Origin of the sequence: Cytobacillus oceanisediminis (genome assembly GCF_004366035.1) — a bacterium.
In the GTDB taxonomy this organism is placed as follows: domain Bacteria; phylum Bacillota; class Bacilli; order Bacillales; family Cytobacillaceae; genus Cytobacillus; species Cytobacillus oceanisediminis_C.
In genome coordinates this window covers 509474-522248 of the sequence record NZ_SOEE01000002.1, presented here as the reverse complement: position 1 = coordinate 522248, position 12775 = coordinate 509474, and the positions used below count along the sequence as shown (strand labels likewise).

Here is a 12775-nt window from a genome sequence, read left to right as displayed (position 1 = left end):
TTGAGGGGGAGATGCTTTCTCCCTTTTTTAATAATTAAAGGAGGAGGCAGCGAAGATGGCCAGAATCCAGACAAAAAGCTCCGTGGAGAAGATTGTTTCTTACCCGCTTGGCAGCTCGCCGGAAGAGCTTAAGGAAAAGTTCAATTTAATGGCTGTCCGGAAAATGTCTGATAATGAAAATGTGTATGGCTGTTCACCCGAAGTGGAGAACAGCATCAGCAAAGCGATGAATAGCCTTTATTTTTATCCGGACGGAACTGTTTCCCTGCTCAAGCGCAAACTGGCCGGTTTCTATAATATAAATCAAGATAAATTTCTTGTTAGCAATGGTTCAGAAGAAATCATCCGTTTATTGACTAGAGCATACATAAGTCCTGGAGACGAAGCTATTATGGCACAGATTACCTTTCCTCGCTATGAAACCAACGTCCTGATTGAAGGAGGCAGTGCTATAACTGTCCCGCTGCAAAATGGCACACATAATCTAAATACCATGTATGCACAGATCAACAAAAAAACAAAAATGATATTTATCTGCAATCCCAACAATCCTACAGGAACCATAGTCGGTAAAACAGAACTTCTGCAATTCATCAAAACAGTTCCTTCGAATATCTTGATTATTCTGGATGAAGCTTACTATGAATATGTGCAATCTGCAGATTACCTTGAATCTATTTCACTTTTGGAGAAGAAGCCGAACTTGATCATTCTAAGAACTTTTTCCAAAATTTACGGTCTTGCCGGACTCCGTGTCGGCTATGGAATCATGGATTCCGAGATAGTGAATGAACTTCATAAGGTGAAAGATGTTTTTAATGTCAATCATCTGGCACAGGCAGCCGCTGCAGCGGCATTACATGATCAGGGCTTTATAAGGGAATGTGCTGAAAAAAATGCTAAAGAGATGGAATTTGTGAGCCAGAAGTTAAATGATTTACAGGTTGGCTTTTTTCCTTCCCAAACTAACTTTATTTATATTTTCAGTCAGTATCCTATAGCGGAGAACTTGATTGCAAATGGATTAGTTGTCCGGCAATTGAAGCTTGAGGGATATCTTGATGCTTTTCGGATGACTTTAGGTACAAGGGAGGATAATGAAGCAGCCATCGATGTGATAAACAAACTTCTAAATGAAAAGGCGGTGTAAGGTGTATGGAATTAAATCCTGCCAGTCTGGAATGGAATGACGCTTATAAGCTGCTGGTTGGTTCTATCCTCCCGCGTCCTATTGCATTTGTTACCACTTTGGATGCGGATGGAAATGTAAATGCAGCTCCATTTAGTTTTTTTACTGCCATATGTGCAGATCCGATGCTGATTTGCTTTTCACCGATGCGAAAAGGGACAGATGGCTCTAAGAAAGACACGCTTGCCAATATCGAAGCGACAAGGGAATTCGTTATTAACATCGTCAGTGAAGACTTTACCGAAAAGATGAATATTTGTGCAGCGGATTATCCGGCAGGTACAGACGAACTAGTCGCTGCTGGGCTTACTAAGGAAAAAAGTGCTGCTGTGAATCCTCCACGGGTGAAAGAATCAAAAGTCCACTTGGAATGCAGTCTCCATCAGGTACTTCATTTTGGAGAACAACCTGGTTCAGGAAGCCTGGTGATTGGAAAAGTGGAGCATGTGCATGTTGCTGAAGGGCTATATGAAAATGGAAGGATTAATTCTGAGAAACTGAAGCCAGTTGGCCGAATGGCAGGACATATTTATACCAGGCCGATGACGGATGTATTTGAATTAATCCGAAACACAGACCCAAGGTGATGCTATGAAATTCATAACCTTTCAAAAATCAGATGGATCCATTAGAGCTGGCTGGCTGAAGAATGAGGAGTATGCCGTTGATATGCATGAAGCGACCAATGGTGTTCTGCCCAAAACAATGCTGGCATTCCTGGAGAATCATGAGTTTTTTATGGAATACTTATCTTCCAGCAAAAAACTGAAGGACACTGATAGAGGGGTATATCCTTTATCAGAAGTCACCTTAAAAGCTCCACTTCCAAATCCCAAAAGCTTCCGGGATTTCTATGCTTTCGAGGAACACGTAAAAACGGCAAGAGCTAACCGCGGACTTGATATGATACCCGAATGGTATGACATACCAGTTTTTTATTTCTCAAATCATTTAAGCATCAAGGGGCCAAATGAAGAAATTTCATGCCCCAGCCAATGCGAATGGCTTGATTATGAGCTGGAAATTGCCTGTATCATTGGAAAAGAAGGAAAGGATATCAAAGCTTCTGAAGCGGATGATTATATTTTCGGTTATTGCATCTTAAATGACTGGAGTGCAAGAGACATTCAGCGCAAAGAAATGAAGGTAGGTCTTGGCCCTGCAAAAGGGAAGGATTTTGCCACTTCTGCAGGGCCATATATCGTTACAAAAGATGAGCTGGAGCATTTCCGTGTTGAAAATGGCTATGATTTGCCGATGACAGCAAAAGTAAACGGAACTCTTCTATCAGATGGGAATATGCAGGATCTCTACTATTCTTTTTATGAAATGATTGAGCGTGCTTCTGAGGGTGTGACCCTTTGCCCTGGTGAATTGATAGGCTCTGGGACTGTTGGCAGCGGCTGCATCCTTGAGCTAGGTACAGATATACACCGCTGGCTTGAACATGGAGATGAAGTTGAGCTTGAGATTGCAAGTCTTGGAGTCTTAAAAAATCGAATTGCAAACAAGTGAGGTGGAAATATGTTTTATCGTCAAATGGGAAGAATCCCGCACAAACGGCATACGACTTTCAAAAAATCGGATGGAACCCTTTTCAGGGAACAGGTTATGGGGACAAAGGGTTTTTCCGGCACCCAATCCATTCTTTATCATCACTACATGCCGACAGAAGTAGCACGTACTGAGCTGATAGGAAAATATGTCCCCGAGTATGAGGAGCAGGAAAGCTTGAAGCATCGCCATTTGTTTACAGATAAAATCGAAAAGAAAGGAAATGCACTTTCAGCCAGGGAATATCTGCTTGGGAATGATGATCTATTAATAGGCACTATAAATATTACAGAGCCGATGAAGAGCTTCTACCGTAATGGTGATGGCGATGAGATGCTCTACATTCACTATGGCACAGGGAAAATTCAGACCATGTTCGGAACATTAACCTATCATCCGAGTGACTACGTCATTATTCCAATTGGCACTATTTACCGGGTAATTCCTGACAAAGAGCAATTGACTAAAGTGCTCCTGGTAGAGTCATTCAGCCAAATTACAACACCAAGAAGATACAGGAATGAATATGGGCAGATGCTCGAACATAGTCCATTCTGTGAAAGAGATATTCGGGGACCGGAGACCTTAGAAACATATGATCAAAAAGGGGAACATGAAGTTATAACGAAAACAAGGGGATATTTACATTCTCATATTCTGAATCATCATCCGCTTGATGTGGAAGGCTGGGACGGCTATCTCTATCCGTGGATATTTAATATTGAAGACTTTGAACCGATTACAGGAAGGGTTCATCAGCCTCCGCCAGTACATCAGACATTTGAAGGGCATAACTTTGTTGTGTGTTCTTTTGTTCCTAGATTATATGATTACCATCCAGAGGCCATCCCTGCCCCTTACTATCACAGCAATGTCAATAGTGATGAACTGCTTTACTATGTAGAGGGCAACTTTATGAGCAGAAAGGGTATCAGGGAAGGCTCCATCACTCTTCATCCGAGCGGGATTCCCCATGGTCCTCACCCTGGGAAGACAGAAGCAAGCATTGGCAAAAAGGAAACTCTTGAGCTTGCTGTTATGATTGATACATTCAGGCCATTAAAATTGGTGAAAAAAGCTAAGTTAATAGAAGATGAAAAGTATATGTATACATGGATTGAATAGAAAAAAGCACTTTCCCTTTTTCCTTAGGGAGAGTGCTTTTTCTATTTCTCATTCTGCCAAATGATGGCAATTGTTCCTTCCCCTGCATGGGCAGCAATGGTTGAGCTAATTTCACCAATGATAATATCAAGGCGGGAAAAGTATGATTGGATTTCCTCCGCCAATTCCTCCGCTTTGCCGCGCACATTTCCGTGCATGATTTGAACCTGGGGAATGGTGTGGTTTTCGTATGCATCCCCGAGCAATTCTACCATTCTTTTAATTGCTTTTTTATCCGAACGGACTTTATCAAACAATTCAAATTCCCCGTTCCGGTTAATGCGGATTATTGGCTTTATTTTTAATATGCTTCCCAGCAGGTATTGTGTTCCTGACATTCTGCCGCCTTTATAAAATTGCTCAAGGCTGCCAAGCAAAATATAATTCTCAGATTTATCTGCCTCACTTTGCAGGATTTCAGCAATCTTTTGTGCTGGCACATCATTCTCAGCAAGCTTTAATCCTTTGTATATTAAAGATGTAATGGCATAAGACATGCATTTTGAATCAACTGCGGAAACATGGAACCCCGCCAGCTCTGATCCAGCCAGGCAGCTGTTCATCGTACCGCTTAATTTGCTGGAAACATGTACAGCAACCGCAGCATCATATTCAATCTTTAATGTTTCAAATAGTTCCGCAAATCTCCCGGCAGAAGGCTGTGAAGTTTTTGGAACTTCTTTTTCAGTCCGGATACGGCTGTACAGCTGGTCTGTGTTTAAATCAATACCATCTTCAAATGACTCTTCACCGAATGTTATAGATAGAGGCACAATATAAACATCAGGGTGTTCGAGCAGCTCCTTAGAAATATAAGCAGTGCTGTCTGTAATCCAGGCAATCTTCTTTTTTGTCATGAATGTTATAAGTCCTTTGCCAATTATTTATTAACCGCTTCCATTATTGAAAACTTCCCTTATTATACACGAAGAAATCAGTGCCTGTATTGCTTTTGAGTGATCCATATATAGGAAATGGCCTGAGTATCTTAGGAGAATGTTTATATGGAGCACTTAAAGGTAAATAAGAATCTTTTGTGAACAATGTTTGAACCTGATAAAAAGGGCGCCTGAAATGAAAAATCCCCTGCGCGGCAGGGGAGTGTGATTGTGTCTACTTATTGACCTAATACCATTTAAACTTGTTTACTGAAATTAAAAAACTTTCGTAGTCCAATCCTCACAATTCCAAATATCGGTCGCAATTTCACTATAGAAATCTGGTTCGTGGGATACCATTAAGATACTTCCGCGATATGCCTTTAAAGCACGCTTTAATTCTTCTTTTGCATCCACATCCAAGTGATTGGTAGGTTCGTCTAGAATTAATAAATTCGTTTCTGTGTTTAAAATTTTACACAATCGAACTTTGGCTTTTTCGCCACCAGAAAGGACTTCGATTTTACTTTCAATATGTTTCGTCGTTAATCCGCATTTTGCAAGAGCAGCACGAACTTCAGCCTGATTCATACTTGGGAACTCGCTCCAAATCTCTTCAATACAAGTGTTGTAGTTGGACTGTTTAACTTCCTGCTCGAAGTAACCGATGGATTGATACTCACCGCGTTCCACTTTACCCGAAATGGGACTGATCAATCCAAGAATACTTTTTAAAAGAGTAGACTTACCAATACCGTTAGCACCCACGAATGCAATTTTTTGTCCGCGTTCCATTTTCAAATTCAGAGGGCGAGAAAGTGGTTCATTGTAACCAATAACAAGATCTTCAGTCGTGAAAATCCAACGACTGGCTGCACGAGCTTCTTTGAAAATAAACTCTGGTTTCGGCTTCTCTCTCCCCAATTCAATAATTTCCATTTTGTCGAGCTTCTTTTGACGAGACATCGCCATATTACGAGTCGCAACACTTGCCTTGTTGCGAGCAACGAAATCCTTTAAATCTGCAATTTCTTGTTGTTGACGCTTAAATGCAGCCTCTAGCTGCTGCTTTTTCATTTCATATATTTTTAAGAAGTTATCATAGTCACCAACATAGCGATTCAACTCTTGGTTTTCCATGTGATAGATCAAGTTAACAACATTGTTCAAGAATGGAATATCATGTGAAATCAAGATAAATGCATTCTCATATTCCTGTAAATAACGCTTCAACCATTCGATATGCTGTTCATCCAAATAGTTTGTAGGCTCGTCCAGTAATAGGATTTCAGGCTTTTCCAGCAAAAGCTTAGCTAGTAAAACTTTCGTACGTTGCCCACCGCTAAGATCATCTATATCACGATCAAGTCCAACATCGTCTAATCCCAGGCCGCGAGCAACTTCCTCAACTTTTGAATTAATTTGATAGAAATCATTACTATCTAAAGTTTCTTGTAGCTCGCCAACTTCTGCAAGTAATGCATCGATATCAGCACCTTCATCACCCATTTTTGCATAAAGTTCATTGATCTCTGATTCAGCATCAAAAAGATATTGAAAAGCAGTACTCAAAGCGTCACGCATCGTAGTGCCTTTTTTTAGTACAGCATGCTGATCTAAGTAACCAACACGAACTTTTCGTGACCACTCAACTTTCCCCTCGTCGGGTTGTAACTTCCCGGTAACAATATTCATGAAAGTAGACTTACCCTCACCATTTGCCCCAACTAGTCCAACGTGTTCACCTTTTAAAAGTCGAAAAGACACATCATTGAAAATCGCACGATCACCGAAACCGTGACTTAAATTTTGTACATTTAATACGCTCATTTTTTTACCCCTTCTCTAATATTCCATGTGGATATCTTACTAGATTTAGACTGTTTTTTCTATCTAAAGTTATTTCTTGTGAAAAATGTAATTCGATTATAGGGGTAAATTGAAGTCTGCCTTTTCTTAATTAATGGCTCTATTAAAGCTGGATGTTGATTTTATGGGATTGAAAAATAGGCGGAAAGAATCTTGCTAAATCAGGGAATCCACATAATTCCCTGCAAATGAGCGGATTTTTCCAATTCCCAAGATAACCTTGAATGACCATTTCCAAAGAGAGGCCACCCGCGCTGCTTTCTCAATTTTAATATCCAGAGAATAAAAAGCCGCCATCATTAAAGATGGTCCCGGTATTGGCCATTTTTTCAAGATGCTCCTTATGCTCTTCAGGGGTGGCATCTGCCATTTTGGCTGTTGCTTCGTTTAGTTCCTCCTCTTTCTTGAATGGGCAGGGGGGACCAGGAAGCTTCTTAAGATGGACATGAAGCCAACCTTGCACAAGGAAGACGAAATGAGGCGGAAGTAATGTTGGGGGATCAGCAAATAGGGGGTCACACTAACACTTCACCCGGAAAAAAGGTGCCAATCAGGTTATTGGCACCTTTCGCTATTTCTATTGGTTCACTTAACTCCCTGCGGAACTGCCAGGCCAAGACCTTTAGCAATACGTGTACCATAATCAGGATCCGCTTTAAAGAAATGGTGAATCTGGCGATGCTTAATTTCTTCTTTTTTTACAGGCTTCATGGCAGCAACAATGTTTGCCGTAAGACGGGAGCGTTCCTCTTCACTCATTAAGCGGTATAGATCACCGGCTTGTGTGTAGTGATCGTTATGATCATAGGCAACACTTTCGGCTAAACCGGAAACAGGGTATGCAGCCTGCTTGTGCTCCGGTGCCTCAGCAGGTCCTCCAAAGCTGTTCGGCTCGTAATAAACAGAACCTCCGCCATTGTTGTCGAAGCGCATCTGACCGTCACGCTGATAGTTTTGGACTTCGTTCTTAGGGCGGTTGATTGGCAGCATCTGATGGTTCGCACCTACGCGGTAGCGATGTGCATCATGGTAGGCGAACAGACGTCCCTGGAGCATTTTGTCAGGTGAAACATCAATCCCCGGCACGAGCGTTCCAGGAGAGAAAGTAGCCTGCTCAACTTCAGCAAAGTAGTTTTCAGGGTTTTTATTCAGTACCATGCGTCCTACTTCAATTAATGGATAGTCTTTCTGTGACCATACCTTTGTTACATCGAATGGATCGAAGCGGTAAGTATTCGCATCTTCCAGCGGCATGATTTGCACGCATAGTTTCCATGATGGGAAATCGCCATTTTCAATTGCATTAAATAAATCCTCTGTATGGTAATCAGGGTTTTCTCCAGCCATTTTCGCTGCAGCGTCCACGCTAAGATTTTTAATGCCCTGTTCAGTTTTAAAGTGATACTTAACCCAGACACCTTCACCTTGTTCATTTACCCATTTAAATGTATGGCTGCCGAATCCATGCATATGTCTAAGGGTTGCAGGTATGCCGCGGTCTGACATTAAGATGGTTACCTGGTGCAGCGATTCAGGAGATAAGGACCAGAAGTCCCAAACTGCTGTCGGATTTTTTAAATGTGTCTTTGGATCACGCTTTTGTGTATGAATGAAGTCAGGGAATTTAATTGCATCCCGGATAAAGAATACAGGCGTATTGTTCCCTACCAGGTCGTAGTTGCCTTCTTCAGTATAAAACTTAACCGCAAAGCCGCGTGGGTCGCGTACAGTATCAGCTGAGCCCAATTCACCCGCAACAGTTGAAAAGCGGACGAATAAAGGCGTTCTTTTGCCTACTTCAGAAAGAAATGCGGCTTTTGTATATTTAGTGAGGTCATTTGTAACTTCAAAATAGCCATGTGCACCGGCACCTTTTGCATGAACAACACGCTCAGGCACACGTTCTCTGTTAAAATGGGCGAGTTTTTCCAGCAAGTGTACATCCTGTATTAATGTTGGCCCTCTTGAGCCGGCAGTCATTGAATTTTGGTTGTCGCCAACTGGGGCGCCCCAGCTTGTCGTAAGATTATTCTTTTTTGTCATTCTATAATCACCTCATAATAGTTTAATAACTTGCTTATATTTGTAATGATAACACTTCTCAAAGTGAAATCAATACTTTTTTATAATTATTATAAATAAATATAAATTATTAAGAAAAACATTCTACAAAAAGAGCAGGCGAATGCTTGTTTGAAAAGGACATTAGTATATTTATATTTCCGATTTTTTCTAAAAGAACTTGTTTTTTTGATGGAGGGAAGGAGAAGGAGGGATCTCTGGAATAAAATAGTACTCATAAAAAAATCGGACGGTTCCGGAACCGCCCGAATTACTAGTTAATATTTTCTCTTATTATCGGCATGCTCATGCATCTTGGGCCACCCCGTCCTCTTGAGAGTTCTGAGCTGAGAATTTCAATGACCTCTACCCCATTTTGACGGAGGATGTCGTTTGAGACATAATTCCGGTCATAAGTTACAACTACACCGGGAGCAATTGCGAGTGTATTCGATCCATCATTCCATTGTTCGCGTGCCGATGCAATTGGGCAGCCTCCTCCACAAGGGATTAACACTAATTCATCAAGATAAAGAACTTCTTTTAATGTTTCTTTCAAAGAGTTTTTCTCTGTAATTTTAAGAAGATCGGAATTCTCATCCTGTTCCAGTATGTAAATCTTCATACTGCCGTCTTTATCTTCAATAGCAGGATGGTACGTGAATTTATCGTGATCAATCATCGTAAATACAGTATCCAGGTGCATGAATGCCCGGATTTTGGGGATTTCAACTGCCACAACTTTTTTAATGGATTTCTGGCGGGTGAATAGTTCCCTTGCAAGTTTTTCTATCCCTTGTGCAGAAGTTCTTGCGCTGACGCCAATGGCGACCACTTCATCGCTCAATATCAGTTCATCTCCACCTTCCAGTGAGTAGAGATCATCACGTTTAAAGTAAGCAGGGATTTCATGTTTATTAAAACGGGGATGATGATTCATGATGTAGTCCATAAAAATGGACTCCCGTCTCCTTGCAGGTTCATGCATTCGATTAATGGTAATGCCTTCACCTATAACCGCAGCAGGATCCCGGGTAAAATAAAGGTTGGGCATTGGGTCCAGATAAAAAGGATAATGATCCGGCATCAGTTCATGAAGATGAATTTTCTTATCCTGATCAATATCCGATTTTACGACACCTGACATCACTTTCTTTACCAGCTCATCAGGCGGAAGAGATAAGAGATAGTCTTTTACTGTTTCGTAGGAACCATTTATATTCGATTGACTTTCCCATAAGACTTTTTCAATAAAAGAGATTCTAGTCTCGTCTTGCTGTATGGCTTCTGTCATCAATTTATCGAGATATAAGACCTCAATTCCCCGATTGCTTAGTATATTGGCGAAATAATCATGTTCTTTTTGAATGGCGGGCAAAAAGGGAATATCATCGAATAAAAGTCTTTTCAAATATTGAGGTGTGAGATTTTCAATTTCCTTACCCGGCCTATGCAGAAGGACCGTCTTTAATTCTCCTATTTCCGAAGTTACATTTAGCGGATGTTTCATATTAAATACCTCCAAAGGCTTAATGCCTGACCTATTGTTCTATGTTTGATTGGTTCCCTGTGTTTTCATAGAGTAAACAGATCATTTGTGTGCATGTTTATTCAACAGAGCTAAAATGTTCCGGGTAAATTTTTTTGAAATTAAAAGGGCAAACTACCTATCAGGCAGTATTAAAGAAACTGATAGAAAATCTGTCCTTCATAAGTGTACAAATTGAAAAAATGTGTTAAAGTATAAATTGAAAAACCTTTACATAGCTTTATTTGTTTAATGAAATAATGTCCGCTCTGAAAATACAGTTGTGTATGAGTTGACGACATTCAATAAAAATGTACTGGGGGATACTGAGATGACCAGCAAAATTTTAGATGCTTTTTTACAGGAAAACCTGGAGGATTTAAAGGATAGAGGACTTTACAACGTAATCGACCCTCTTGAAAGCCCAAATGGCCCTATAATCAAAATCAATGGAAGAAAACTAATCAATCTTTCATCCAATAACTATTTAGGTTTGGCAACTGATGAAAGACTTAAAAAATCCGCCTTCGAAGCAATTGAGAAATATGGGGTTGGAGCAGGTGCTGTCCGCACTATAAATGGAACGCTTGAACTTCACACAAAACTTGAAGAAAAGCTTGCTGAGTTCAAACATACAGAAGCAGCCATCGCATACCAGTCTGGTTTTAATTGTAACATGGCAGCTATTTCAGCTGTTATGGATAAAAATGATGCCATTCTGTCTGATGAATTAAACCATGCGTCCATTATTGATGGATGCCGTCTCTCGAAAGCTAAGATTATTCGCGTAAATCATTCTGATATGGAAGATTTACGGGCAAAAGCGAAGGAAGCAAAAGAATCTGGACAGTACAACAAAATCATGGTCATTACTGACGGCGTTTTCTCAATGGATGGGGACATCGCAAAGCTTCCTGAGATCGTGGAGATCGCCGAAGAATTCGATCTGATCACATATGTGGATGATGCACATGGTTCAGGAGTACTTGGAAAAGGAGCAGGGACTGTTAAACACTTCGGCCTTTCCGATAAAATCGATTTCCAGATCGGAACACTTTCTAAGGCAATAGGTGTTGTTGGTGGATATGTGGCCGGCAAAAAGGACTTGATTGATTGGCTGAAAGTCCGCAGCAGACCATTCCTTTTTTCAACATCATTAACACCTGCTGATGTAGCAGCAAGCACGAAAGCCATTGAGCTGCTGATGGAAAGCACAGAGCTGAATGAAAAATTATGGGAAAATGCCAATTACCTCAAGGATGGCCTGGAAAAATTAGGATTTGATATTGGCTACAGTGAAACACCAATTACTCCTTGTATTGTTGGAGATGAAGTAAAAACACAGCAATTCAGCAAAAAACTCAATGAAGAAGGCGTTTATGCGAAATCAATCGTCTTCCCGACTGTCCCGAGGGGAACGGGCCGTGTAAGAAATATGCCTTCTGCAGCACATACGAAAGAAATGCTGGATCAGGCTATTGCCATTTATGAAAAAGTCGGCAAAGAAATGGGAATTATTTAAGTTTGATTATTTAAAGAAAAATCTATAAGGCAAAGAGGAAATGTTGGAGGAATAAGATGAAACGAATTATGATTACTGGAGCTTTAGGTCAAATCGGCTCTGAACTAACCTTGAAATTAAGAGAAATCTATGGAACAGATAATGTTATTGCAACAGACATCAGAAAAAATGAGTCTGAAGCTGCCCATTCAGGACCGTTTGAAATGGTTGATGTTACTGATGCAAAATCAATGCTGGATACAGCCAAAAAATATAATGTGGATACAGTTATCCATATGGCAGCCCTGTTATCAGCAACAGCTGAAGCCAACCCCGTGTTTGCATGGAATTTAAATATGGGAGGGCTTATGAATGCACTTGAAACGGCTAGAGAGTGCAGCGCACAATTCTTTACGCCAAGCTCCATTGGCGCATTTGGTCCGTCTACGCCAAAAGACAACACTCCGCAGGATACCATTCACCGCCCAACTACTATGTATGGCGTGAACAAGGTTGCTGGCGAATTACTGTCTGATTACTACTATTACAAGTTTGGTGTTGATACTAGAGGCTTGAGATTCCCAGGTTTAATCTCTTACGTTACTCCTCCCGGGGGCGGAACGACTGATTACGCTGTTGAGATCTACTATGAAGCGATTAAAAATGGCCGCTATACTTCTTATATCGACCAGGGCACATATATGGATATGATGTATATGCCGGATGCATTAAATGCCATCGTTGATTTAATGGAAGCCGATGCAGATAAACTCATTCACCGCAACTCCTTCAATGTAACTGCAATGAGTTTTGAACCTGAACAGATTGCGGCAGAGATCAGAAAGCATATTCCCGGGTTTGAAATTTCCTATGAGGTTGATCCTGTGCGCCAGGCGATTGCCGACAGCTGGCCGAATTCGATTGATGCAAGAGCAGCAAAAGAAGAGTGGGGATTCAAAGCAGACTTCGATTTAGCCAAGATGACTGCTGATATGCTTGATAAACTAAGAACAAAATTATGATAAAGCAAA

At 40.9% G+C, this 12775-nt stretch carries 11 protein-coding genes; 6 read left to right on the top strand and 5 right to left on the bottom strand.

The features are described 5' to 3' along the window. Positions 1–55 precede the first annotated feature (55 nt). The 4 genes from hisC to DFO72_RS06900 are packed head-to-tail and all read left to right on the top strand — an operon-like array spanning position 56 to position 3868. Positions 56–1150, top strand: coding sequence for a histidinol-phosphate transaminase (gene hisC / locus DFO72_RS06915; protein ID WP_113880779.1), 1095 nt, complete (start codon positions 56–58; stop codon positions 1148–1150). Positions 1151–1155: 5 nt separating this feature from the next. Further along, on the top strand, positions 1156–1776 hold the full coding sequence (locus tag DFO72_RS06910; protein ID WP_113880780.1) for a flavin reductase family protein: 621 nt from the start codon (positions 1156–1158) through the stop codon (positions 1774–1776). Between the two features lie 4 nt (positions 1777–1780). Further along, the gene (locus tag DFO72_RS06905; RefSeq protein ID WP_113880781.1) at positions 1781–2704 is read left to right on the top strand and encodes a fumarylacetoacetate hydrolase family protein; all 924 of its coding nucleotides are present in this window, start codon (positions 1781–1783) and stop codon (positions 2702–2704) included. 9 nt (positions 2705–2713) lie between these two features. Beyond that, positions 2714–3868 (top strand): homogentisate 1,2-dioxygenase, encoded by a 1155-nt coding sequence (locus DFO72_RS06900; RefSeq protein WP_113880782.1) that lies wholly within the window; start codon positions 2714–2716, stop codon positions 3866–3868. A gap of 41 nt (positions 3869–3909) precedes the next feature. Here the strand turns inward: DFO72_RS06900 and DFO72_RS06895 are convergent, their stop codons facing one another. The 5 genes from DFO72_RS06895 to arcA all read right to left on the bottom strand — a co-directional run bounded on the left by DFO72_RS06895 (position 3910) and on the right by arcA (position 10225). Then, positions 3910–4764 carry a DegV family protein gene (locus DFO72_RS06895; protein WP_113880783.1) on the bottom strand — a complete coding sequence of 285 codons (855 nt, stop codon included), beginning with the start codon at positions 4762–4764 and terminating at the stop codon, positions 3910–3912. A 297-nt stretch (positions 4765–5061) separates the two neighbouring features. Next, positions 5062–6615, bottom strand: coding sequence for an ABC-F family ATP-binding cassette domain-containing protein (locus DFO72_RS06890; protein ID WP_113880784.1), 1554 nt, complete (start codon positions 6613–6615; stop codon positions 5062–5064). 195 nt (positions 6616–6810) lie between these two features. After that, complete coding sequence (locus DFO72_RS30645) at positions 6811–6987, bottom strand: hypothetical protein (protein WP_166672432.1); 177 nt, start codon at positions 6985–6987, stop codon at positions 6811–6813. A 252-nt stretch (positions 6988–7239) separates the two neighbouring features. Continuing rightward, complete coding sequence (katA, locus tag DFO72_RS06885; protein ID WP_113880785.1) at positions 7240–8697, bottom strand: catalase KatA; 1458 nt, start codon at positions 8695–8697, stop codon at positions 7240–7242. Positions 8698–8989: 292 nt separating this feature from the next. Beyond that, complete coding sequence (arcA, locus tag DFO72_RS06880) at positions 8990–10225, bottom strand: arginine deiminase (protein ID WP_113880786.1); 1236 nt, start codon at positions 10223–10225, stop codon at positions 8990–8992. 349 nt (positions 10226–10574) lie between these two features. On the opposite strand from arcA, the gene DFO72_RS06875 reads away from it, so the two are divergent. Then, positions 10575–11765 carry a glycine C-acetyltransferase gene (locus DFO72_RS06875; RefSeq protein WP_113880787.1) on the top strand — a complete coding sequence of 397 codons (1191 nt, stop codon included), beginning with the start codon at positions 10575–10577 and terminating at the stop codon, positions 11763–11765. 56 nt (positions 11766–11821) lie between these two features. Next, the gene (locus DFO72_RS06870) at positions 11822–12766 is read left to right on the top strand and encodes an L-threonine 3-dehydrogenase (protein ID WP_113880788.1); all 945 of its coding nucleotides are present in this window, start codon (positions 11822–11824) and stop codon (positions 12764–12766) included. The last annotated feature ends 9 nt before the right edge of the window (positions 12767–12775 follow it).